This is a genomic window from Zarconia sp. (assembly GCF_057467645.1).
This window is the reverse complement of sequence record NZ_JBRJXU010000076.1, coordinates 19,268-42,537: the sequence shown is the minus strand read 5'-3', so window position 1 is coordinate 42,537 and position 23,270 is coordinate 19,268. Positions and strand designations below refer to the sequence as shown.

At 51.8% G+C, this 23,270-nt stretch carries 19 protein-coding genes; 5 read left to right on the top strand and 14 right to left on the bottom strand.

The annotated features are described in order from the left end of the window. Window positions 1-180 precede the first annotated feature (180 nt). The 4 genes from minE to AC2215_RS11255 form a co-directional block, all read right to left on the bottom strand. On the bottom strand, window positions 181-756 hold the full coding sequence (gene minE / locus AC2215_RS11270; protein ID WP_486810090.1) for a cell division topological specificity factor MinE: 576 nt from the start codon (window positions 754-756) through the stop codon (window positions 181-183). 216 nt (window positions 757-972) lie between these two features. Continuing rightward, the gene (minD, locus tag AC2215_RS11265; RefSeq protein WP_486810089.1) at window positions 973-1,779 is read right to left on the bottom strand and encodes a septum site-determining protein MinD; all 807 of its coding nucleotides are present in this window, start codon (window positions 1,777-1,779) and stop codon (window positions 973-975) included. Between the two features lie 151 nt (window positions 1,780-1,930). After that, on the bottom strand, window positions 1,931-2,986 hold the full coding sequence (minC, locus tag AC2215_RS11260; RefSeq protein WP_486810088.1) for a septum site-determining protein MinC: 1,056 nt from the start codon (window positions 2,984-2,986) through the stop codon (window positions 1,931-1,933). Window positions 2,987-3,562: 576 nt separating this feature from the next. Next, window positions 3,563-6,847 (bottom strand): UvrD-helicase domain-containing protein, encoded by a 3,285-nt coding sequence (locus tag AC2215_RS11255; protein ID WP_486810087.1) that lies wholly within the window; start codon window positions 6,845-6,847, stop codon window positions 3,563-3,565. Window positions 6,848-7,036: 189 nt separating this feature from the next. On the opposite strand from AC2215_RS11255, the gene AC2215_RS11250 reads away from it, so the two are divergent. Next, on the top strand, window positions 7,037-8,065 hold the full coding sequence (locus AC2215_RS11250; protein WP_486810086.1) for a class I SAM-dependent methyltransferase: 1,029 nt from the start codon (window positions 7,037-7,039) through the stop codon (window positions 8,063-8,065). 218 nt (window positions 8,066-8,283) lie between these two features. On the opposite strand, the gene AC2215_RS11245 is transcribed toward AC2215_RS11250, so the two are convergent. Beyond that, on the bottom strand, window positions 8,284-8,742 hold the full coding sequence (locus AC2215_RS11245) for a GatB/YqeY domain-containing protein (protein ID WP_486810085.1): 459 nt from the start codon (window positions 8,740-8,742) through the stop codon (window positions 8,284-8,286). Between the two features lie 460 nt (window positions 8,743-9,202). On the opposite strand from AC2215_RS11245, the gene AC2215_RS11240 reads away from it, so the two are divergent. Together AC2215_RS11240 and AC2215_RS11235 are read left to right on the top strand one after the other, a co-directional pair. After that, window positions 9,203-10,678, top strand: a complete 1,476-nt coding sequence (locus AC2215_RS11240; RefSeq protein ID WP_486810084.1) for a DUF1800 domain-containing protein — start codon at window positions 9,203-9,205, stop codon at window positions 10,676-10,678. Window positions 10,679-10,920: 242 nt separating this feature from the next. Continuing rightward, complete coding sequence (locus tag AC2215_RS11235; protein ID WP_486810083.1) at window positions 10,921-12,138, top strand: DUF1501 domain-containing protein; 1,218 nt, start codon at window positions 10,921-10,923, stop codon at window positions 12,136-12,138. Between the two features lie 1,133 nt (window positions 12,139-13,271). Here AC2215_RS11235 and AC2215_RS11230 read toward each other — a convergent pair. Together AC2215_RS11230 and AC2215_RS11225 are read right to left on the bottom strand one after the other, a co-directional pair. Next, window positions 13,272-13,928: a lysophospholipid acyltransferase family protein gene (locus AC2215_RS11230; RefSeq protein WP_486810082.1), complete on the bottom strand. Its 657-nt coding sequence runs from the start codon at window positions 13,926-13,928 to the stop codon at window positions 13,272-13,274. Window positions 13,929-14,347: 419 nt separating this feature from the next. After that, a complete protein-coding gene (locus AC2215_RS11225; protein ID WP_486810142.1) occupies window positions 14,348-14,725 on the bottom strand; it encodes a hypothetical protein in 378 nt (125 codons plus the stop codon). Window positions 14,726-14,913: 188 nt separating this feature from the next. Between AC2215_RS11225 and AC2215_RS11220 the strand changes: the two genes are divergently transcribed. Continuing rightward, entirely contained in the window at window positions 14,914-15,321 is a 408-nt protein-coding gene (locus tag AC2215_RS11220; protein ID WP_486810081.1) for a hypothetical protein, read from the top strand. Here AC2215_RS11220 and AC2215_RS11215 read toward each other — a convergent pair. From AC2215_RS11215 to AC2215_RS11185, 7 genes are all read right to left on the bottom strand, one after another. Then, window positions 15,299-15,766, bottom strand: coding sequence for a DNA-binding protein (locus AC2215_RS11215; protein WP_486810080.1), 468 nt, complete (start codon window positions 15,764-15,766; stop codon window positions 15,299-15,301). The genes AC2215_RS11220 and AC2215_RS11215 overlap by 23 nt on opposite strands. 99 nt (window positions 15,767-15,865) lie before the next feature. Beyond that, window positions 15,866-17,548 (bottom strand): glycosyltransferase family 39 protein, encoded by a 1,683-nt coding sequence (locus AC2215_RS11210; RefSeq protein ID WP_486810079.1) that lies wholly within the window; start codon window positions 17,546-17,548, stop codon window positions 15,866-15,868. A gap of 603 nt (window positions 17,549-18,151) precedes the next feature. Next, window positions 18,152-18,439 (bottom strand): DUF3493 domain-containing protein, encoded by a 288-nt coding sequence (locus tag AC2215_RS11205; RefSeq protein ID WP_486810078.1) that lies wholly within the window; start codon window positions 18,437-18,439, stop codon window positions 18,152-18,154. Between the two features lie 47 nt (window positions 18,440-18,486). Continuing rightward, entirely contained in the window at window positions 18,487-20,271 is a 1,785-nt protein-coding gene (locus AC2215_RS11200; protein WP_486810077.1) for a GAF domain-containing sensor histidine kinase, read from the bottom strand. Window positions 20,272-20,428: 157 nt separating this feature from the next. After that, window positions 20,429-20,659 carry a hypothetical protein gene (locus AC2215_RS11195; protein WP_486810141.1) on the bottom strand — a complete coding sequence of 77 codons (231 nt, stop codon included), beginning with the start codon at window positions 20,657-20,659 and terminating at the stop codon, window positions 20,429-20,431. Window positions 20,660-21,105: 446 nt separating this feature from the next. Then, window positions 21,106-21,441, bottom strand: a complete 336-nt coding sequence (locus AC2215_RS11190) for a cupin domain-containing protein (RefSeq protein WP_486810076.1) — start codon at window positions 21,439-21,441, stop codon at window positions 21,106-21,108. 262 nt (window positions 21,442-21,703) lie between these two features. Continuing rightward, window positions 21,704-22,165 (bottom strand): hypothetical protein, encoded by a 462-nt coding sequence (locus AC2215_RS11185; RefSeq protein ID WP_486810075.1) that lies wholly within the window; start codon window positions 22,163-22,165, stop codon window positions 21,704-21,706. 7 nt (window positions 22,166-22,172) lie between these two features. On the opposite strand from AC2215_RS11185, the gene folD reads away from it, so the two are divergent. Continuing rightward, window positions 22,173-23,054 (top strand): bifunctional methylenetetrahydrofolate dehydrogenase/methenyltetrahydrofolate cyclohydrolase FolD, encoded by an 882-nt coding sequence (gene folD, locus AC2215_RS11180; protein WP_486810074.1) that lies wholly within the window; start codon window positions 22,173-22,175, stop codon window positions 23,052-23,054. Window positions 23,055-23,270: the final 216 nt, after the last annotated feature.

Sequence of the window (23,270 nt, the reverse complement as noted above, 5' to 3'; positions counted from 1 at the left end):
TTGATTGACGGAGGTTATAGCAGTCCCTGCCGGTATCATTACAAATTTTCAGTCATGGGGAATGGGGAGGGAAACGGGGAATCGAAACAATCTATTTCTTCAATCGTGTAAATACACCAGCGCGAAGCGCTAGATTTGGCGAAAACGGCGATTCGTTCCGAGTGAAGATCCCTCAATCCTTTACTCTTTGGCAACATCATCATCCGTTCGAGCCACCTCATCTGCATCCGGAGATTCTTCTTCAACCTCTCGAAGGTTCACTTGTGCCACTTCAGCGTCTGGAATTTGAGCATCGGCCATGTCACCTTCGGGGATTTGAGCCTCTGATGCTTCTGGCTCGGAGACTTCAACCTCTGATGTTTCTGGCTCGGAGACTTCAACCTCGGGAACTTCCACTTCCGAGAGTTCTACATCTGATATTTCTACATCCGATATCGAAAGAGATTCGAGATCCGATGCCAAACTCGACTCATCCGAGGAGCCTTTCTTCACCCGCACAATGGGCAAATTTGCCGTGAGTGCCGTGACGCGCTGGCTGCTATCGAGGGAAAAAATCAACCCCTCCGAATCGACTTCCACGTATCGCGACACCACTTCCAAGATTTCCTGCTGCATCGACTCGATGGTGGCCGGATTCAAATCGGCGCGATCGTGAGCGATGACGAATTGCAAGCGGCGCTTGACTTCGCTGCGGCTATCGTCTGGTGAGTTCGAGCGCCGAAAGAGTCGTTCTAGAAGTTGGGTCAGGGTGTACATGGGATTTCATCGATATCGCAGTGGGAGAGCATTAGACTTTTGGAAAAAAAGGGTTCAGGAGGAAAGAAATCGATCGGTTCAACCGAGAAACTGGATGAATTTTTAATTTCGACCCGATGCCTATGGACGATCGGGCAAAAAGCCGGTTGCGATCGCCGTTTGTCAATCGATTGTCGAACCAGCGCCGATTATGGGTATGGTGCCAGAAAATCGGTGCTAGAGAATTTTCGAGGTCAAAATCTTTCGCAGGCGGGTGAAGAAGTTATCGGGGGGTGCAGACCAATCGATAAACGGAATTTTCTCACCTTCGAGGCGACGGGTAATATTATCGAAGGCACGACCGGCCGGCGAGAGTTCCTCAGCCAGTACCAAAGGTTCCCCTCGGTTGGTGGAAACGATCGCCCGTTCGTCATCGGGAACCACACCAATCAAAGAAACCGCCAGCAGTTCCCGCACGTCTTCCACCGACATCATATCGTTGGCTTCCACCATCGCCGGTTTGAGGCGATTGACAATCAAGCGAATCCGCTTTACCCCGTTGGCTTCGAGCAAACCCACCACCCGGTCGGCATCTCGAACGGCTGCAATTTCCGGAGTGGTGACGATAATCGCTTCCTTCGCCGCAGCGATCGCATTTTGGAAGCCATGTTCGATTCCCGCCGGACAGTCGACGAGAATATAGTGAAACTTCCCCGCCAACGCGCCGATGAGTTTTCTCATCTGGTCGGGGGTGACCGCATCCTTCATTCGATTTTGAGCGGCCGGCAGCAGGGCTAAATTACTTTGCCGCTTGTCGCGCACTAGGGCCTGTTCCAAACGACATTCTCCCGCGAGCACCTCCACGGCCGTATAGACGATCCGATTTTCCAAACCCAGCAACAAATCCAGGTTCCGCAATCCGAAATCGGCATCGACGACCACCACTTTGCGACCCCGTTTCGCCAGTGCCATACCAAGATTAGCCGTGGTGGTGGTTTTGCCCACGCCTCCTTTACCCGATGAAATGACAATAACTCGACTCATGATAGGAGATGTTTGAACGTAAGGATTGAACGATGCCGACCGGCTAGATGCGGCTAGTGCAACGCGGCAGAAATAACAAGCTCGTTATCAACCGCTGAAAGCTATGTACAGTAAGCATTTTTAATTTTGCATTTTTAATTCTGCGTAGCAGCTACTTGGAATTTCGCCTCGCAGGTTTCGACCCCAGGAGCATCTGAGTTCTCGAAAAATCGCTCGCGCGGGTAATGCGAATGCCTTGGGGAGTCTCGTAGGCCACTTCTGGGTAATACTGGCTGGGTGGGTTGGCTGGAGCGCGGGCCACGGCTTCGGCAATCCGAAGTTGGGTCGGCTCCATTTGTAATGCCATAATCATACACCCAGAGTTGCCAGCCGCTCCGGCGTGGGCCAAACCGCGCAGACGACCCCAGACGAGAATATCCCCATCGGCAATGACCGATCCGCCGGGGTTGACATCGCCAACGATGACGATCGTACCGGGATGGCGAATTTCCACCCCCGATCGCACTGTGGTTTGTAAGTATAAAGGTTCCGCAAGCGCTTGAGCTTGGTTTTGAGCGACTTGGTGCAAGCTCTCTTGACGAGATTGCTGCTCGACGGAGTAGCCGGCCGTTGCTGCAGCCACTGCTGTTTGTCGGCGACAGGTGGAGACGCGATCGAGTTGAAGTTGTTCTCGGCTGAGGGTTTCGGCGATTTCTTGGAGTTGGCGTTGGTCGAGCAGGCGATCGACAGCGATTAGATGTACGGTGGTATTAGGCTGCCAGAAGCGCTCGCCACCATTGAGACGATGTTGAAGCTGTTGCGACAATTCCGTCCACGTCAGTTCCCCTGCTGCGTCCCGTTCTTCGGCTTCCGGCGGCAGCAGCAGCAACAAGCGTTCCCCATCACTCTTCAATCGGACTTGCAGGTTGCGATCGAATGTTTGGATGGCATCGGGGACTTCAGAAATCCCGACCTCTGAAGATGGCACTTCTGGAGTTGGCACTTCTGAAGACGGCGTTTCTGGAGTTGGCACTTCTGAAGACGGCGCTTCTGGAGTTGGCACTTCTGAAGACGGCGCTTCTGGAGTTGGCACTTCTGAAGACGGCGCTTCTGAATATCGTGATTCTGGAGACGGTGTTTCTGGAGTTGGCACTTCTGGGGCTTGCACTTCTATATACAGCTCTTGAGGAGCGCTCGATTCGCCAGAAGCCGAAGAATCTGTGGTCATGCAACATCGCGGGACTTGTACGGATGAGATTATATCAAGTTCGGGTGTTGGGTGTGGGGTTCGGGCTTCGGAGACTTGGGTTGGTCTCGGCAATAGAGGGAGACCCAGTTGGCACTGGAGGGAAAATTTGCCCTTGTCCTCCAAATTGGTGATGGGAAAGTTCACCCGTTTGGATGAATTGCCCATTGGAGAATGTGCGGTATTCTACAAATATCGACATAAGCCTGTGATTTCCCCATCCAACTCGGTGGGGTATTTTTTTGGGAATGTATAGCAGTTCGCGCCGGTATCATTACAAATTTTCAGTCATGGGGAATGGGGAATAGGGAATGGGGAATGGAAAATACCTATTTCTTCGATTTGTGTAAATACACCAGCGCGAAGCGCTATACGTCTAATGTGTCTTGAGTGGAATTTAGAAAAATGGCAATCGTAGAGCGCTCTACCCTCAAGGGTAGAGGCTGGTTGACTGACAAAACTTACGAGATCGCATACTGGTAGGTTTGTACTGTAATCGCTTTTGTCGCTGGCGCGATAAGGGGGTGTGGGAAAAGTTGCTCGAGCGCTCAAATTCGTCTAAACTCCAGTATCCGTTCGGGAGAAAACAGTTGCCGACGAGGGAGAGAATTCGGCCGCCTCGCAAATTTCAGCATAAGGACAAACCTGGCAAATTTCCGATGAGGGGGTGGGGGTGTAGTCTCCGGCGAGAATTCGTCGTACCAATGCCGTTGCCTCTCGCGCGGTGGTTGCTAAATCCTCTGCCCCGAAGGTATGCAGGCGATCGTGCCGCAAATAGGCAATGTGAGCGGTACGGACTCCGGTTGCCTCTGCATAAGCCCAGAGTTGGAAGCGGTGATATTGGGGCGTAACCTGGCGATCGGTTTTGAAATCCAACACCCAATCCTCTCCAAGAACATCCACTCTCCCGTTTAACGTCAAGCCGGCAAACGTCAAGCTAACGGGTCGTTCTTTGGCAACGATGCCCTCGCGAAACGGGGCGTAACAGTCCTGACGATCGAATCTTGCCGCCAGAGCGATCGCCTCTTCGATGGATTCTGGTGCCAAACCGGGGTCGAACCGTGCCAGGGCTTCCACATCCCGAATTCCCGATTCGAGGGCTTTGTGGGTGAGGATGCCAATGCGGCAGGCTTGGGCAATTCCGTCCCCCAACCCCGGATGACCCCGTACGACGGCAAACTCGAATCGCCGGGGACAGCAGGCATAATCGCTCAGGGCAGTTACGGGAACCTCGAAAATCCCCGAACCGACGGAACCCAGGAGAGTGGGTGAGCTCGGCAGTGGGGTTGATAGGGTGCGGGTCTCGAGTCTCGGGTTTTCGGGCATTTCCCAAGTTTGAATGGGAATTCCAGCCGCTTCGAGTCCCGGACGCAGGCGATCGAGTCCTCCCCCTTTGGGATCGCAAGCGGTCAGCAGAAGGCGATCGCGCGCCCGCGTCAGGGCAACGTAGAGCACTCGCAGGGCTTCGGCGTCTTCGAGTTGTTTGTGCATCTGTTCTAAGACGATGTAGAGGACGGGTTTTTGGGGTTCCCCGGCCCCATCTTCCAACTTCAATCCCACCCCCACATCGGGATCGAAATAGAGAGGTGGAGGGGTGTTTTGACTGGTTCGGGCTAAATCGGCAACCACCACCACCGGCCACTCCAACCCTTTAGAAGCGTGAATCGTCATCAACGATACGGCATCTTTGGCATCGAGGGGAGGGCGGGGAATTTTGACGTCGGTTTCCACTAACTGTTTGAGGCGGCGCACCACGGCAAAAACGTCCTGACTCCCCGCTTCTAAGGTGCGTACCAGTTCCCGAAACCCGCGCCAGTCTGCTTCTCGCCGGGCCGCACCGGGAAGATTGGCAATGGCGGCCGTATATCCGGTCAGGCGATCGACCCGTTGTAACAAGCGGGAGGGGGGTTCGCGATCGCGATCGGCTAGGAGTTCTTTGAGGGTGGCGATGGGGCGCCCGAGTTCGGGGAATTCCTCTCGACGATCGACGTCTTGCAGGCGATGCCACCAGGCAATTCGCTCCCGATCGGATTTTTTGGACGATCGTTTTGATTTTGGGGATGGGGATTTTTGGGATAACTTCTGGCGAGAAACCCGATATAAAATCCGATCGCTGAGGGCGAAAAACGGACTGCGCAGAATGGCAATCAGAGCGATATCGTCTTTGGGATCGGCGAGAAATCGCAGCAGGGCGATCGCATCTTTGACTTCCCGCGTGGCCAGCAAACTTTCTCCCCCGGCAATGACCGCCGGAATGCCCGCACTTTCGAGAACTTCGCTATAGGTTTGCAAGGCATCCCAAGTCCGGGCGAGGATAGCGATATCTCCGGGGGCGATGGGGCGCAAATCGCCGTTTTTGGCGCGAATCGGGGTTTGGGCAGTCAACATCTCTTGCAACATTCCCACCAGATGTTGCGCTTCGGCGAACTGACGCTGGGGTTTGTTAATCCCCCGTTCGGCGTGGATGGCGTAAACTTCCAGATGGGGACTGGGGTGGGGGGCATCGGTGCAGTGGGCGGTTAAGTCTTGGTGAATCTCTCCGAGGAGGGGTTGAAAGAGGCGGTTGATACGATGGACTAGGGATTGGTGGGTGCGAAAACTCAAATCGAGGGTAATCGCTTTGCCCCCGTGGGAGACAATGCGATCGCGCTTTCGATCGAATACCCTCACATCGGCGCGACGAAAGCCGTAAATGGATTGTTTGACATCGCCGACAATGGTGAGGTGAGTGCCTTGGGTAAGGGCTTCGAGGAGTTCGGCTTGGACGGGGTTGGTATCTTGAAATTCATCGACTAAAAAGACCCGATAGCGAGCGCTCCATTCCTGGCGCACTCGATCGGATTGTAGGGCTTGGAGGGCGCACGCTTCTAAGTCGGAAAAGGTTAAAACGCGACTGCGGTATTTGAGCTGACTCAGGTGGTTTTGAATCCAGTCAAAGGCTTGTGCCAAAACCGGTAAGATTTGCGCGAATTGAGCGTCTACCTCCCCCAGTTCTAAGGTCACCAGTTGCTGGGCGAGGGCTTTTTTGACCAAGTCTCGTACTTGAGAAATGGCTTGTTTGACAATGGGTAACGCCCCGGCTTCCCAATTCTTCTTGCTGCCGACGTTAATTTTGAGGGTTTTCAGGGTTTCGAGGGACGTTGCGACGTTCTGCCGTTCCTCGACCCGGGCGATCGCGCTGCACGCTCCTTGACGGTAGACTTCTAATTTATCCCCCATTTTGCCGATATAGCGTTGGAGAATGTCTCGACTTTGGGCCCACGTGGGATGGGTGCACAATGCTTCTAAGGCCGTTTGCCGAATTTCGGTTGCTAAGGCCTCCCATCCTCGATCGCCTTTCGCCAGGGCGCGACGGGCGGAAATCGGATCGTCGATGAGGGATTTGACGGCAGCGGAAAGAAGGGAATAGGGAACTGTTTCGTAGAAATGTTGGGGGAGTTGTTCGAGGGCATCTTTCAAGGCATCCGCCAACCACAGGTCTCGCTCTAAATCGTCGAGCATGGCAAAATCTGGGGGGACGCCCGCGGCTTCGGGATACTGACGGCAAATGCGCGCTGCCAGGGCGTGAATGGTGCTAATTTGCGCGGCTTCCAACTCCGCAAGCATCTCTACCGCTTCGGGAAATTCTTGAGACACCGTCGATCGAATGCGCGATCGCAACTCGCTTGCTGCTTTTTCGGTAAACGTCACCGCCACCATCTCCAACGGTGAAATTTGGCGTTCTCGCAAGTAGTACAAGTAACGTTCGACGAGCATGTAGGTTTTGCCCGTTCCCGCTCCTGCCGTGACGGCGATGCTATAGGGAGCATAGGCTGCGGCTTGCTGTTGGGAAGTCAGACTCATAGAGCGAACAGAGGGAAGAACTCAACATTAATGTGACTCGAACAGAACTCACACGGTGACAAAGCTCTTAAGATATTGTAAAAGTCAGACCTTTTTAAACTTTTATTCTGTGCGAGTTCCCATAGACCGCTCGAATTGAATCGTTCGAGTAACATTTTCTGCCATTAATACGTTTTGTCAGTTAACTCCATGAACATCACAAACGAAGCCTACGTATGTGAAGAGCGAAAAAACATCGTTCTCTGTCCGCTCTCGGGAGAGAAGATGCAACTTCGTTTTTCGATTCCCAGAGATTGGCGCCGACCTCAAATCGAGCGAGATTTTCAATTATATTGGTGCGATCGTTCTCAGTTTGGGTGCATCTATCCGACTCCCACACCTCAAGAGGTTCAAGAGTTTTACGCTCTCGACAATTACTATACTCATACCCAGAAGTCTCAAGGGTCAAAATCCCATTCAACTCAAAATTTCTGGGAAAGACTACTCGTTCGCCTCGCTTGGCAATTCGATCGGGAAGTTGCTGTGGTCAGCGATCGCGATTGGTTCTCAAAACAGTTTGGTTCCCAGCCTCGTTCGATTTGTGAAATTGGCTGCGGTAGCGGACATCATCTCCAAGCATTACAATCTTACGGACATAGGGTATGTGGTGTCGAACCGGATCTGCAAGCCTACATCGTTGCCGGGCAACGCAATCTCCCGATTTTTCACGGCAGTGCTGAATCTCTTCCGGAACCGATTCAGTCCCAACGTTACGATGTCGTGTTGATGAATCACGTTCTCGAACATACCCTCGATCCGATTCAAGCGGTTCGGAACGCACTGCAGTTACTCGCACCGGGTGGGAAGCTGGTTCTGGAAACGCCTAATAATGCATCTCGAAGTTTTCAACTGGCCGGTCCGACTTGGTTTCACTTGGATGTGCCCAGGCACCTGTACTTTTTTACCCCCCACAGCTTGCGTTTAACCTGCGAAAAAGCGGGGGCCAAAATCCTGCGTACGGAATTTAGAGGGTATTGCCGTCAATTCAAATCATCTTGGATCGAAACGGAACAAAAAATTTGGGAGATTTTTGAAGACTGTGGCAATAGCCCAAGGGGGTTACCGCCTAAAAATTCAATGTTAAAAGCGTGGTTCCTCCTGCTACGTACGGTTTTTGCTGCCAAGGAACGGAAGTACGATTCCGTACGGGTCACCGTCGAGCGATCGATGATGAAATAACTCTCCCAACCTCGAGGCGATCGCCCTCGAGTGAGGATGTCGTCGGGGCAAGCAAGACAAAGGACTTCGCGTGATGGAGTTTCAGTTATCGCAATCTTGACAAGAGCCAGGGGACTTTTGCTAAAGATACTCGCCACTCCCGATCGATTTGCACGATGGATGAGTACGGCGAGACTTCTTGCTTGCCTTGGGACGGCTGATGACTTTCTTGGTGACCCTTACTCACTCAGCTTTGCTTTGACGATCGCCTGTACTTTTTTCCCATCCGCTTGACCTTTCAGGCGCGCCATCGTCGGACCCATCACTTTACCCATATCTTTGGGGGAGGTGGCTCCGGCGTTGGCGATAATTTCAACGACTACCGCCTCGATTTCTGCATCGGAGAGCTGTTTGGGAAGATACTCTTCTATAACCCCCAGTTCTTGGCTTTCTTTCTCGGCTAAATCCTCCCGTCCGGCTTTTGTGTATTGCTCGATCGCATCCCGTCGTTGCTTCGCCTGTTGCATGAGCACTTCCATTTCTTCAGCTTCTGTTAGGGTTTCTCGGCCCTGAGCGCGAACGGTTGATTCCTTTTCCAGAATGACCTTTTTGATACCGCGGACGGTTTCCAAGCGGACTTTATCCTTGGCTTTCATTGCCGCTTTGATTTCGTCGCTAATTCGTTCTTTCAAACCCATCGTTAATACCTCCGAGTCGTATTTTCTTATCTCGATTGTAAGCTGTGGTGTCTTGAGAAGTGGCTCCTCTAAAAAATCCTCCGATTTGGAGATTATACATTTGGGGAATCCAGAAATAGAGAAACCTAATTATAAAAAAAGATCGATCGGCTTTTTTTGGGTCAAGAAGACAGGTGAAAATCTGAATATTGCTGACACGCAGAATAAATAATTAGAGCTAATATTGACTGAAATAGCACGTAATTTAATGAATTATTTTATCGATTTTAATTATTTTAAATTGCATTTTTTAGATATATATTATTCCTAGATTGACGATTTTTTTCGCAACAGTTATCGCAATTTTTGCACCGATTGAGGTACACCCAAATTCTATTTTATATTCCCCACACCCTACACCCCACACCCCACACCCCAAAAGTTTGTCTACAATGATCGCTATAGCAAGCACACTCGAACCATGAAATTCCGATTTCGCTCCCGGATTACCCTGGTTGTGGTTGGCGTTTTTTTGGCGTTTGCCTTACTCTTTCCCTCGGGAGTGAGAAGCGCAACCCCCGACCCCCAGGTCTTACACGTCCTCAACCGCCTCAGTTACGGTCCGAGTCCCGGCGATCTCGATCGCATTCGGGATATGGGGATCGATCGCTATATCGAATCGCAACTGCACCCGGAAAATATTGCCCTGCCTCGATCGCTCAAAAGGCAACTGCGCCAGCTCGAAACCCTCACACTCAACCCCGTCGAACTGTTTAAAGGATACGATCGCTCTCAACAGCCCGAAGCCAACAACGACGAAGCCCGACGGCAACTGCAACAGCGAACCCAACAGCCCATCGAAGACGCCCGTCAAGCTCGCATTCTTCAGGCGGTTGCCTCTGGCCGCCACTTGGAAGAAGTGATGGTCAATTTTTGGTTCGATCGCTTCAACGTTTCTGCCGATAAAGGCAAGACGCGGCTGTGGGTGGGTGCGTACGAGCGAGACGCCATTCGCCCCCACGCTCTGGGTAAATTTCGAGATCTGCTCGAAGCCACCGCCCGTCACCCAGCGATGTTATTTTACCTGGATAACTGGCGCAATACCGATCCAGAGAGTCCCGGCGCTCGAGGTCGATTTCGCGGGTTGAACGAAAATTACGCCCGCGAACTGATGGAACTGCATACCTTGGGCGTTGATGGGGGATACACCCAAGACGATGTCATCACCTTGGCGCGAATCTTGACGGGATGGGGTTTGGATGAAAAAGGAGAACACGGTAAAAGCGGATTCTATTTCGATCGCAACCGCCACGATTCGAACGATAAAGTCTTGCTTGGAACCCCAATTTCCGGTGGCGGTATCGATGAAGTGGAACGGGCGCTCGATTTGTTGGCCCGCCATCCTTCGACAGCGCACCATATCAGCTACCAACTCGCTCAATACTTTATTGCCGACGAGCCACCTAAGGCCCTCGTCGAGAAACTCGCACGGCGCTTTTCTGATACGGATGGCGACATTCGCGAGGTTCTCGATACCCTCTTCCACTCCCGAGAATTTTCCGATCCCAAATATTTCGATCGCAAATTCAAAACGCCCTATCAATTTATTATCTCGGCTCTAAGAGCGACGGGAATTCAAGATCTGAAAGTCGGTCGGGTGTTAGGCAGCCTCTCTCAACTCGGGATGACTCTATACGGCTGCCGCACTCCAGACGGTTATCCCGATACCCAAGAGGCCTGGTTGAGTCCCGATGCCACGATTCGGCGCGTGAATATAGCCATCGATATTGCCAAGGGTCGATTTGCAAACGAAGACAACGCAGAAGTCGAACCGGAGGCACTTTCGCGGACTTTGGGAAATCCGTTCTCGGACAATACCCAAGAGACGCTCTCCGCCAGTTCTATAGAGTTGCGCTCTTCCCTCATGCTCGGCAGTCCGGAGATGATGTATCGGTAACATCAATTTTGGATCGGACTGTTTCGGGGAATAGGCAACGGGAAATCACGCCACGTGCAACTGAATTCTCCAAAATCTGACAACGCGGGGTGAAAGGGGAAAGGGTGAATTCGTCAGCGAAGCAGCCACAGGGTACAAAGTTGCACCGAAACACGAACGGGGAACAGGGAATGCAGATACTCGAACATTTGTAGAGAGACGAGCGCAAAACGCCGTCACCATCGACCATTTGCTATCGAACCATGAAACGACGAAAATTTTTACAATATGCCAGCCTTCTGGGTACCGCCGGAATCACCGCTGTGGGTTGCCACGGTTGGGTTGCCCGCAGTGTTGCCGCACCCAGCCAGCAAAAACGGCTCATCGTCCTATTTCTACGAGGTGGGCTCGATGGTTTGAGCGTGGTGGTTCCCTACCGCGAAGCCGACTACTACGAACTCCGACGGGGAATTGCCATTCCCAAACCCGGGGAAGAGGAAGGAGCGATCGATCTCGACGGTCGGTTTGGTCTGCATCCGGCTCTCGAAGATATGATGCCCTTGTGGGAACAGAACAGTTTAGCCTTTATCCACGCTTGCGGTTCTCCCGATTCCACCCGCTCTCATTTTGACGCCCAGTTCGATATCGAAACGGGAACCCCCCGAGAGCAGTCGACCATCGATGGCTGGATGAATCGCGTTCTGGCCGCACTCCCCCAAGGAACCCCAACCCAGGCGGTCAGCGTGGGGACGACAACCCCTTACATCTTGAAAGGGTCGATGGCGGTGGCGAATCTACCCAGGGGTCGTCGTGCGGGACGGGAGTTAACTATCGATCGACCCCAAGTGAATGCAGCGTTCGATCGCCTTTACAGTGGCGACGATGCCCTCAGCCAAGCCTACCGGGAAGGAGATACCGCCCGAGAAATTTTGCTGGCCGAGTTGCAAGCCGAAACGGAAGAAGCCAATGCCGGCGCGCCTCCTCCAGGTGATTTCGTTCGCAATGCCCGCCGGATGGCTCGGTTGATGGTGGGAGATGCCCACACCCAGCTCGGATTTTTGGAATTGGGTGGGTGGGATACCCATATCAATCAAAAAGGTCGCCTCAATCGCGCTTTGAAACCCGTGGGAGAGGGATTGGCCGTCTTAGTGCGCGAGTTGGGCTCTCTCTACGAAGATACGACGATCGTCGTGATGTCGGAATTCGGTCGTACCGTCGCCGTGAATGGTAATGGGGGCACCGATCACGGTTACGGAAATGCCATGTGGGTGCTTGGAGGTGGCATTCGCGGGGGTCGGGTACTGGGCGAGTGGCCGGGTTTGGCAGAATCTCAGCGCCATGAGGGTCGGGATTTGGCAATTACGACGGATTTTCGCAATGCGATCGCACCCCTCTTGACCCAACATTTACACATTCCAGATGGGAAATTGAGCGATATTTTTCCCGGTTTTCGGGTCGATCCCAAATTAAATTTGTTCTGAGCTCGAGTTCGGTGAAAATATAACCGCTCGCGCCCTGTTCGTGACAGGTTTTCAGAAATGGGGAACGGGGGACGGTAACGGGGGAATGGGCCGATAAGTAAGAGGGGGAAGACCAGTGGCTTTGTGAGTTCCGGAAGCCGGAAATCACCGAATCGATCGCATTGAGTCGATCGTGACCGTTGTGGTGAGAATCGGGAGCATCGGGAGAGACTTAAAGAAGAGATGGATCGGGTTTCGCTTAATTGTCACGAATTATCCGAACTCGATCTAACCGAATCATCGGATTGAGTCGATCGACAGCAATTATGGTTTTTTTATAAAGTAAACCTGAACATTAATGGTACTTTATCTCGATAAAACCTGATGAGTTGATGAAGACGAGTGCTCCGTAATATTTCGGAAATTTCAAGTCGTCCTGACGAAGTCGAGCGAAAAAAAAACGATCTCATTTGGGGTCGAGACCAGCCTCAAGCGGCGTTAAAGTCACCTGACGTACGTATTTTTAGTGAGAATGAAACTTGGTTAAAAGGCTGTTTTCAGTATTTTTATAGAATAGCTAATTTTACAATTGTTAAAACTATCAAATTGTTAACTTTTGTCGCTCTCAAAAAGTAGCTAACGGGTTGTTTTTTTAATTCAAATCGGGCTATTATATATTATCCTTAAAAAAGGGAACGACTCGAACTAATCAGCTTCAGAACTCTACAAAAAGTCTCAAAGCTCATTAATTGAGTCGTTCAGTTGCTTGCTTGCTTTGCTTGTAACCCCTGCTCTTCTTTGTTCCGGCGGGGGTTTTTCATTGCCTACAGTCAGTATACTGCTGCCGAGATCGAACTCAAAGTCACAAATGCTAACTTTACATTCAATTTGCGTGTCAACCGAATTTGTAAAGTTGGGTAAAAGCGAGCATTGCGTTTCAAGGGCCGATTTGAGTGCCGTTCGGGGGGAGAAACAATGCCGAGTCTAGCCTGAGTCGTGGTTAAGCGCCCAATTTTGAATGCTTCAACGACACAATCGGGTTTTTACCTATTTCTGGGTTACGGTAGCATCAGGATTTCGGCTTATCCAAAACTGACGTAGTCTACATTGCGTTCGCCCATTGAGAGCGAGTCCGTTATTTCTGCCGTACTGCACTAGCGACCGAGAGCGTGCATGGCGTTAATCCGATCGGCACACTGCTGGGTGACAGTCTCTAGCTCGTCTCGGCGAGTCGAAGCCGGTGTATCGACGAGCTTGCCGACTCGAATCGTAATTGGAGCCGGTCTGGGAATGGCCGAGCCTTTTTTGAGGACGGCTTGTGTTCCCCATAAGCTCACCGGGAGGATGGGAACTCCCGCTTTAGCGGCAATCATCGCCGCACCGAGTTTGGGAGCGGTAATACGTCCGTCAGCTGTTCGGGTACCTTGGAGGAAGACCCCCGTTGCCCAACCGTTTTCGAGAGATTGAATGGCCGCGCGGATGGCACTGCGATCGCTCGTGGCCCGTTTTACCGGATAGGCCCCGTATAGTTCGATCGCCTGTTTGAAACCGGGAATCCCAAATAACTCTTCTTTGGCCATAAACGATACAGGTCGCTTGACGGCACAGGAGACGATGGGGGGATCGAAATTACTGGCGTGATTGCTAGCGACCACGAAAGGTCGATCGAGAGGTACGTTTTCAGCTCCGTAGATGCGACCTTGAAAGTAAAGATGCAGGACGGGACTGACAAACGACCACTTCAACAAGTGGTAGAGGACTAAACTTTCAAAGGGCTCGCGAGTTCGATCCCGATTTATCAATTCAAACATCACGGTTCAACGGTTACAGCGCAGGAATCGCAGAAGAGGAATTAGCCAGCAGCGATGAAAAAACGATCTCCGCTGGAGGTGGCGATTTTTCCTCACTTGAAGCTCCCTTCTCTAAATTTCCACTATCATCATCGTATCCCCAAAAGACTTCCTGCGGGTTTGGCAACTTCACCTCTCTCAATGGCTTTGAGTTGGGAAGATTGAAGATGGAGAAATTGTGGAGTTTCCCTTATGCAATTGTACTGCAAAGGAAGAACCTAGTGCCGCTGCGCGGAATTAACAATGAACAATTAATAATGACCCGTAGCAGCACTAGTACTCCACCAAGCTAACTTTGCCCGGTGTTAAGATTCTCCGCGTCCCTGTTTCACCGTATTTCTGCGTCAGTCTTCACCAGTCATTTTTGACTTGGCGGAGTACTAGGACAAGTTAGCAAAAACATCTCCAGCGACCCGTTCGGCTTTGGCATCTAAGTTGTCCCAATGGACTTCCCCCGTATCGTCGAGCAAACTCGTATCGATCTGCACTTCATAAGTTTCCTGGGGTGCGTGGGTCGGGCGGTAATTACAGAAGCAGATTTTGTAGCACAATTCCCAGATATCGATGCTCACTTGGCGATCGCGAACTTCTAGATCGAGTTGATAGCCGGGGTAGGGAACGTGAGTTTCCCGATAACTCCCTTTCCAGGGAGAACGATCGAGTTTTTTTTGAATGTTGTCAACGAGACGAATCAGAGCGGGCTGCATCAGAGTTTCTGCTTGCTGCCATGCGAGTTCCGTGGTGAATTTGGGTTTCATTTTCAATTTGGGGACATCGAAAATTTGAACTTTAATTTTAACAGGATTGAGGTCGGTGTCTTCGGATTCGATCGGCACTCAGACTAAATGCAAACGGATGCCATCTATGATGTTGATTTTATTGTCAACTTTAATATTTTTCGTTATAATATAAGAGTAAAGCTCGAAATTGCGAAGAGGTTTATCGGATGAAAAATAGCCAGAAAAATATTCAAAAATCGCAATCTCAAAAGCACCGTCAATTTCGCAAGCTAGCGGCACGCAGTAATAAATATTTAAATGCCAAAATTGCCGAACATGGTGGCGTGGCGATCGTTCGCTGCAACCAGCGCGTCAATACTTATGCGACCGTTGCCAATATGAATAACGTTGCCATTAAAGGTAAAATGGCTCAGGTGATTCAAGCCACAATGGGAGTCAAACAAACTCGCGATGCCTATTCAGATCGAGAACTTGCTCGAATGGAGTTTCAAGAACTGTTAGAAGCTCAAGCCTTAGAAGCTCGAAATGCTCGCGGGCACGTCGAAATTATTTGTACGGTCGATGATGTCATTTCCGATATCGATCGACTCGTTAAAAAGTATTCGGCTGGATAATTTTGGGAAAACCTTTGTTGGAGAGATCGACGATTTCCTTCACATCGTAAAGAGATTCGATCCAAACCTTCGCACCGCAAAACGGACGTTCGGGACGATACACGACGCGACATCCTCCCGGCATGACCACCTCGTGACCGTAAATATTGCTACGCCCTTTTTTGACGGTAATCACAGGTTCCCGTTCCTGATTTTTGTGATTCTGTTTGATTGCTTGAGTACTCACGTGGACGATGGTTTTCGCTGGCTTTCTGGGATTGCGCCACCGGGGAGCCGGTCCTCGAGTTCTTCGCTCGATAATGGGTTTGCCGTTGAAAAGGGGAATTAACCACAGCTTCCCGGTTTTGTAAGCTCCTTGGACTCGACCGGAAATTAACAGAACTCTGAGTCGGGCCGTGGAAATTCTGAGAATGTTCGCAGCTTGGGTGGTACCAACTATCATCATCAATCTCTCAGGATCGTAATAGTTGTAGAGTATAGCAGTAATTTTGGGGTAAGCATTCAGATATCAGCCGTTAGCGTGAACTACCAGACGCTCAGATTTTCAGTGGCAATGATAGAGCTTGTAGCGATAGTCGCCGAGGTTCTTCTTCAAGCTGCGATCGCGATCGCATCCAAGGTCGTTGAGTTCGATGGGGGCGTGAAAGTCGATCGCCCAAACATCCACGGGGCGAGGTAATTGGGTAACCGCCTGTTGCAGGGCGATCGCCGCTGAGGTGGCATCTGGAGACCCCTCGGTTTTATGTGCCAAGAGAAATTGGGGAGGTTGCGCCCATTCAGATTGGGGATGTTGGCGAAACTCCCACGCCAACCCCATCATCCGTCCCGTATCCCCGTGATGTTTGTGGGTGGTGGTAATTAACACCGGCACGTTCGAGGTTCCCTCGATTAGCTCTGCCATCAAATCCGATCGATGGGTTTGCAAGTAGCCCAAATTCGAGATGACCGTTAAACCCCCCAAAAAGCCAGCGAAGCCGACAATCGAGATCGAGGAATTTTTGTTGAGGAACTCTATCGGAGACGAACTCGGTCGCAACCACCCACCCAGACAAGTTGCCACCAACATCACCCAAGCCGGAAAGTAGATAAAGCCGAACCGAGGGGCGAGGGTCAAATCGCTTCCATTACCGTAGGTCAACCCCAACATCACAACCCAAGCCGCCACCACCACCCCTCCGAAAACTTGAATCGAGAAGCGCGTTTGCGGGGCGGACATCTGCCGTCTGAGTCCCCGAGCGAAAAGACGAACAAACCACCCTAAAAACCCGATCGCCACCAAGCCAAAAACGATCGCCACCGGCAGGGGAACAACAGGGGAATAACTCGGAAGTAACAGGAGCATCGAACTCAACCAGGCAATCGATCGCCCCAGAGGTTCGACAATCCCCACAGACCCATCGTAAACCCAACCGGTCAGGTTGCTTTGGCGGATCTCTTGCCAGATCGGAATCCAGACGAAACTCCCGGCTGATGTCCCGAGGATGGCAAGGATAATATTTTTCCAGGCGGGTTGGGGCAGCTGGGAACGCCAGCGAGGAATTGAGAACCCCAGCAAAACGCAGAATTGGCTGCAGAGGGTGAGGGCAAAAAAGTAATGGGTGGCGATGCCGAGGGTATTAGTTGCGATCCAAACCAGAGACAGCCACAGAGGAAAAGATTTGCCATCGCCAAGGGCGCGCGCCGCCTTCACCAAGCAGGATAACGAAGCGATAATCAACAGGATGACTAGGGTATAGTGACGCGCTTCTCGGGCGAGATAGATTCCGAAGGGAGAAACAGCCATCAAAGCCGCAGCGAGGTGAGCTAGGGTGCGATCGCGAACGGTGAGATAGCAGCAGCCGAAAATTGCGGGGATGGCAGCGGTTCCCAAGAGTGCGGGGAGCGATCGGGCGCTCCACAGGGAGACGAGTCCGTTTTCTGGGGGAAACAGCTTCATCCACAGGCTCATCCACCCGTGGGCGAGGATGAAGTACGCCGGAGGATGGGTACTCTCCCCCATCAGGTATCGCCAAACATCGGCAACTCCGGCGTCGGGACGGGGTTGGAGGGGTTGCACGAGGAGATCGGAGGAGATGAGTCGATCGAGGGGAACGGTGCGAAAACTGTTTCCCAGACTGAAGACGAGGGTGGCGCATTCATCGGTCCAGGGCGGATCGGCCGCGAGGTTAACCAGGCGCAAACTCAAACCCAGGATGCACCAAATGAGGAGTAGCAGGGAATGTGGCAAGGGGTGTCGGGTGTGGGTGTTTGCAACTGACCCATTGTCAGTTGGTGACAAGTTATATCAAGTTCGGATGATTCGTTACAATTAGGCGCGATTGCTAAAATTTTTCTCGAATTCTCTCGGTCGGCGTTCCCTTGCGTAGGCGGCTCCCTACGGGTCCGACCGCTCCCGAAGCCCCCCACGCCCCCGAGAGCTAGCGTTGCTCACTCAAACCGGAATTTTAAGTGTTTAACCGAACTTGATATTAAGCCTATATGCTATTGGTCAAGGATTTAGGGGTGACCGGGTGTGGGGAATCGTGCGCGAGTTGGAGCATTGGTCGGTCATCGGAAACTATCTAGCCTGCATTATTCATGAGGTGCGACGAAAATCCCTCAAAGCCTTGGCCGTACCAAGCCAGCTGACCATTTACCCGAAAAACAGTCTGTTTTTTGAGATTCGCTTGCTATCGGGAGCGAGCGCGTTTGGTGAATAATCCAGGCGAGATCTCGATAGTCAATCGAGGAATAACACTCAATATGGGGCTTGACAAACGAGTGATTTTTTTACCTTTCACCAATGCCAATTGTCAATTGTCCATTGTCAATTGGCATTGTGCGGCAAGCCTTATTTGGGCTTAGATTCCGATTTAGATTCCAGGCGAAACAACCAGATCGTCAAGGCCACGATACCGGTTTGCAAGGCAAAATTGGGAAAGGCTTGGGATACATCCCGCCATGCCAACAATTGAGCCAGAAAAACCAGGGCACCGATGAAACCGGACGCGCCAAAGGCAATATATACAAACTTTCGCAAACCCCGATAGGGAGCTTGGGCTTCGGCGAGCAATCGTTGGTATTTTTCGGAGTTGGGATCGAGATCGGTTTTCGCTCGATCCATCGGGGATTTTGACATTCGATCGACAAATTGAAGAACCCAGAACGGATGGAATTCAGAGAGATTTAGTCTTCAGAATCCATCAACAAACACAAAGAGTCGAGATCGCCCGATACCATCACCGGTTCTTGATACAGGGGAACGGTAAACGTGACGGTGGCACCGAGACCTTCGCCCATACTGTAGAAGTGTACCACCCCACCCATAGACTCGACGAGCTTTTGGGAAATCACCAATCCCAGACCGGTTCCCCCGTACTGGCGGGTGCGCGAACCATCAATTTGGCTGAAGGATTGAAAGAGTTTGTCTTGTAAATCTAGAGACACGCCAATGCCGGTATCGGCGACTTGAATGCGGACGCTGCCGGCAAATTCGCGACCTTGAAATTTGACCTTTTTTTTAATAATTTCGGCGGCGATCGTAATTCCCCCTTCGTGGGTAAATTTAATGGCATTTCCCACTAGATTTAAGAGAACTTGCAGGAGCCGTTGGTAGTTGCAAAATAGGATGACTTCGTCGTCAGTGGGGGGAACGTGGATTTGGAAATATAAATTTTTCTGCTGAACTTGAGCCAGGGCAAAACTTTTGAGGTGATCGAGAATTTCCGTCAGCACCACTGGCTCTAAATCCAGCTGCATTTTACCCGATTCGATTTTGGCAATATCGAGAATATCGTTAATAATATTGAGCAGGTGTTCGGCGGAACGATAGGCTTCCTCGATGAACTCCATTTGTTCTTGGGGATCGTCGGCCATCCCATCGACGATCAGCTTCAAAAAACCGAGGATGCCATTGAGGGGAGTGCGCAGTTCGTGGGACGTATTCGCCAAAAAGTTGCTCTTGAGGCGAGAGACTTCCTCCGCTGCTTGTCGGGCTTCTTCGAGTTCGCGGTAGAGGGTGGCATGGGCGATGGCCGCCCCCACGATATCCGTCATTTCAGCGATCGTCTCCAAGTCTTGCCCCTGCCAAGAACTCGAAAGCTCCTGGGGAAAGAACAGCAAGACGCTATTGGGCTTGCCGCGATCGGAGGTGAGGGCAAGGGTTACTGAAAGAGCCCCTGATGTGACCGTCGCAATCGGTTGGGATTCCACCAAATCCAATCGAGTCAGGGCCATGTGAATTTCCGGATGCTCTTCGAGGTCGAAGGTCTTTCCCCGCCAAGACTTGACCCCCTCCAGGGTATATTCTTCCACCACCATCAGGGAGGGGTCTCCGGGGGAGTATTCACAAATCGAGCATCGCGTCAAGTCCAGCGCCGTTCCCAGCCCCCAAACGGCTTGCTGCCAAATGGTTTCGAGGTCTATGGCGTGGCGAATATCCCGTGCCACCTGACTCAGAAACTGGCAATCCGAGAGACCTGAAAGCCGTTGAACGTTGACCTCCGAGAACTCGGGGGCTGAGGAGGTTCGATCGAGCTCATCCACCCTGGGAAAATTGGAACCCTCAACACCCACTTGCCGTCCCATGGCTAAGACGGTCGGAACGGTCTTCCCTTGTAAGATGGGACTGAGAACGAGTTCGAAGTCAAAGAAAAGTTCGCCATCGGTAAATTGACAGCAAAACGATGTCGGTCGAGCGGTTTCTAGAACGCGATCGACCTGCTCCAAATACGAGGTTAAATCCACCGGGGCGAAGGTCTCGGTCATGGTACGACCGTTTGCGTCTGCCACACTCAGACCGTAACGCCGGGCATGTTGCCAGTAGAAAGCATGATAGCGCCCCGTCCCATCTTGAACGAACGCCAGTTCGGCCCCTAAGGCTTGTAAAACCTCCCCATTACCGTAGGGTGTGGGAGACTCGATGTCGGTAGATGAGGCACTCGAAGTTTGGAAGTCAGTTGGTGTGGTCATTAAAGTTCAGTGTAGGAACTGTCAGTAGATTGAGATGGAAGACACCCTTGCCCAGCAAATCCGTCAAAAATTCCTCACAAAAGGTCATCGAGACCAGACAGAAATACACCCTATGCAACCGAAAACGATCGAAACTCGCTCGGCGAGACCTCATTCTTTAATCGTTCCATTCACCTCTGGGGGGAACGGGTGGATTGCGTTGAAGGCGGCGACTGAGTTCGTCCTCTCGATTTTTTTCTCCTCGCAACCACTGACGAATTGCCGTTTCGATCACTTTTGAGGGATCGTTGGTGAGGTGTCCGATTCGATCGAGCAGTTCGGGATCGATTTGAATCGAGACTTCAACGGGGTCTCTTGCAGATTCGGATTGTGATGCGGAATCGTTCATAATGTGCTTGTAGACTTCCAAAAATAACGGACGCGCTGTTGGGTCGAAATCGGCTAAGATTTTACGAGAGTCTGGAACCCAATGCTGCCTTGACCCAGATGGAGATCGAAACAGCAGCTCGGGGCGATCGCATAGACTCGTATAAACCATCGAACCCTTCCCAATGACCTAAATCGCTCCGGGCTTTAGTGCTTCGGGGGGATTGACGGGCACTTAAAACCCATGGCGCGCTTCTTTTTATTGTACGATCGCGCGCCCGATCGCCACGGTCATTTCCGTTGCGCCCTTCTTCGAGCTTTGTCGTTCGATCTATCAAAGACCTCCCTCAGCAATCCCCACGCCAAGAATGCATCGGTCGGTACCGATGACAACCGGTCACTCCCTTCTCGGTTATTCTAACGGAAACAGCCACCCGACCGGCTGGAAATCGCATCTTCGTGGGTGCGTCAATCCAGATTCGGGCAAAGCCGTTCGGCAAATACCGCTAGCCAAATGCAAGGGGGGTTGGAACTGGTATATTCAACTCGGTGTTTTTGATGGGCCCGAATCAAGAGATAATCACCAGCTTTCAAGGTCACGATCCGATCGCCTGGGAAGGCGAGTTGGGCTTCTCCTTGCAAGAGTATCACCCATTCATCTCGTTCTTGGTCGTACCACTCTCCAGGGGGTGTCGTTTGTCCGGTGGAAATAATTCGTTCGATTTTGAGGCGATCGGTTTCGATTAAAGACTCAAAGAGTTCTTCGACGGGTAATTCGGACGGTAAGGTAAAAATATTAGACATCTGGTCGAAATGAAAAATCAGATCGATATAGCTAGGCGCATAGCAGTGAGGACGATAAAAATTCAGGTTGAGTTTTTCAGAACTTGGTCGGGGTCAACGGTCGCAAGCACCTGTCGGCATGGCTGCGCTAAGACCCCTACGGTCACTACGTCCCAAAATCGATGCTCCTCAGTCCCCTGCGCGGGGCTATATCTATAGTTCCAAAATGAATTTCTTCTCCCTTTCCCCCTTAACCCTTTTACTCCAGATGGGATGACATCGCTTACGTTTCCGGTTTGAGCTCCAACTGCTTTTTTTCTTCGATATAAAATTCACCAAACTCTCGATCGCCGATGGGAATGCTGTGATAGCGAACGGTCCCTTTCACCCGCATGTCTTCCCCCAACGGCGGCAACTCTCGGGGCGTCACCACCCAAATCGCTCCCGTCTCATCTTGCAATTGATAGGCCCCATTATCTAAAAAGGGTGCCGTTTGGGCGATCGTGCCTTGCAGGTAAACCCCTCGTCCTTCTTTGAGATTCTCAATCCTGCCGATGGGAGTGGTGCTGACCATGGGGGAATCGATGGGCAGGGGCAAACCGCAACCCCCCAGGGAGATCGCTCCAACTGTAAAGGAAAACAGGAGAAGGAAAAAGGGCTGTCCGTTGAATGGTAGGGTGAAAAGACGAATGCCTCGGTTGCCTCCTCTCGTACGTTTCCCGTTGCGCCTTGCAGGTACTCTCATCAATCTTATGGATTCTCAAACTGCCCACATCTTAGACGGTAAATCCCTCGCTCAACAAATCCAATCCGAATTGCGATCGCGCGTTCCCCAATTGCAAGAACGGGTCGGACGACCCCCGGGATTAGCGGTGTTGCGAGTGGGAGACGATCCGGCCAGTGCGGTGTACGTCCGTAACAAAGAACGGGCTTGCGAAAAGGTCGGCATTGCATCCTTGGGTCGCCATTTCCCGGCTAACGCGACCTACGAAGAGATTGCCACCGAAATCGATCGCCTCAACCAAGACGAACTCGTCGATGGCATTCTCCTCCAACTGCCCCTTCCCGCTCATCTCGACGCCGTTTCCCTACTACATCGCATCGATCCCGATAAGGATGTCGATGGACTGCACCCGATGAATTTGGGGCGGCTGCTGCGGGGGGAACCGGGATTGCGCAGCTGTACTCCCGCCGGAGTGATGCGATTGCTCGCGGCCTATCAACTCGATCCGGCAGGCAAACGAGCGGTGGTTCTCGGACGCAGTATTCTGGTGGGGAAGCCGATGGCCTTGATGTTACTTGCAGCGAATGCCACCGTCACGATCGCCCATTCTCGCACCGCCGATCTCCCAGACCTGACCCGCAGTGCCGATATTCTCGTAACGGCCGTGGGACGACCGGGCGTGGTCACCGCCGAGATGGTGAAACCGGGGGCGATTGTCGCCGATGTCGGGATTAATCGCGTGGAAACCGACCGTGGGAAAGCCCGATTGGTGGGGGATGTGGATTTTGAGGCGGTGCGCGCTGTCGCCGGATACGTTACCCCGGTTCCGGGAGGCGTGGGACCGATGACGGTGGCGATGTTGCTGGCCAATACCGTTGAAGGGTTTGTATCACGTTCGGATCGTTCGTGACCATTAAACTTCTGGTGGAAAAGAGTTAAGGGGGAAAGGGATAAAAAATGTATGAATTCGGGATCTAAATTGATTTTCTTTTTGATTTCGGCAAGATATCTATGAAGCGAGATGGCTGAATTTTTTTCCCACGCACTCGTTGTCCCCCGAGAGTAAGTGTTGCTCGCCTCGATCGAAATTGTCAGCATTTAACCGAACTCGATTTTCAGGGGAGGA

Bases quoted from the DNA above. Each gene is read 5' to 3' on its own strand.
- AC2215_RS11220 (WP_486810081.1), top strand. From the start codon at position 14,914: ATGAAAAATAGCCAGAAAAATATTCAAAAATCGCAATCTCAAAAGCAC.
- folD (WP_486810074.1), top strand. From the start codon at position 22,173: ATGGATTCTCAAACTGCCCACATCTTAGACGGTAAATCCCTCGCTCAA.
- AC2215_RS11245 (WP_486810085.1), bottom strand. From the start codon at position 8,742: ATGGGTTTGAAAGAACGAATTAGCGACGAAATCAAAGCGGCAATGAAA.
- AC2215_RS11195 (WP_486810141.1), bottom strand. From the start codon at position 20,659: ATGAACGATTCCGCATCACAATCCGAATCTGCAAGAGACCCCGTTGAA.
- AC2215_RS11240 (WP_486810084.1), top strand. From the start codon at position 9,203: ATGAAATTCCGATTTCGCTCCCGGATTACCCTGGTTGTGGTTGGCGTT.
- AC2215_RS11250 (WP_486810086.1), top strand. From the start codon at position 7,037: ATGAACATCACAAACGAAGCCTACGTATGTGAAGAGCGAAAAAACATC.
- AC2215_RS11185 (WP_486810075.1), bottom strand. From the start codon at position 22,165: ATGAGAGTACCTGCAAGGCGCAACGGGAAACGTACGAGAGGAGGCAAC.
- minC (WP_486810088.1), bottom strand. From the start codon at position 2,986: ATGACCACAGATTCTTCGGCTTCTGGCGAATCGAGCGCTCCTCAAGAG.
- AC2215_RS11235 (WP_486810083.1), top strand. From the start codon at position 10,921: ATGAAACGACGAAAATTTTTACAATATGCCAGCCTTCTGGGTACCGCC.
- AC2215_RS11200 (WP_486810077.1), bottom strand. From the start codon at position 20,271: ATGACCACACCAACTGACTTCCAAACTTCGAGTGCCTCATCTACCGAC.
- AC2215_RS11225 (WP_486810142.1), bottom strand. From the start codon at position 14,725: ATGAAACCCAAATTCACCACGGAACTCGCATGGCAGCAAGCAGAAACT.
- AC2215_RS11190 (WP_486810076.1), bottom strand. From the start codon at position 21,441: ATGTCTAATATTTTTACCTTACCGTCCGAATTACCCGTCGAAGAACTC.
- AC2215_RS11215 (WP_486810080.1), bottom strand. From the start codon at position 15,766: ATGATGATAGTTGGTACCACCCAAGCTGCGAACATTCTCAGAATTTCC.
- AC2215_RS11230 (WP_486810082.1), bottom strand. From the start codon at position 13,928: ATGTTTGAATTGATAAATCGGGATCGAACTCGCGAGCCCTTTGAAAGT.
- AC2215_RS11255 (WP_486810087.1), bottom strand. From the start codon at position 6,847: ATGAGTCTGACTTCCCAACAGCAAGCCGCAGCCTATGCTCCCTATAGC.
- minE (WP_486810090.1), bottom strand. From the start codon at position 756: ATGTACACCCTGACCCAACTTCTAGAACGACTCTTTCGGCGCTCGAAC.
- minD (WP_486810089.1), bottom strand. From the start codon at position 1,779: ATGAGTCGAGTTATTGTCATTTCATCGGGTAAAGGAGGCGTGGGCAAA.
- AC2215_RS11205 (WP_486810078.1), bottom strand. From the start codon at position 18,439: ATGTCAAAATCCCCGATGGATCGAGCGAAAACCGATCTCGATCCCAAC.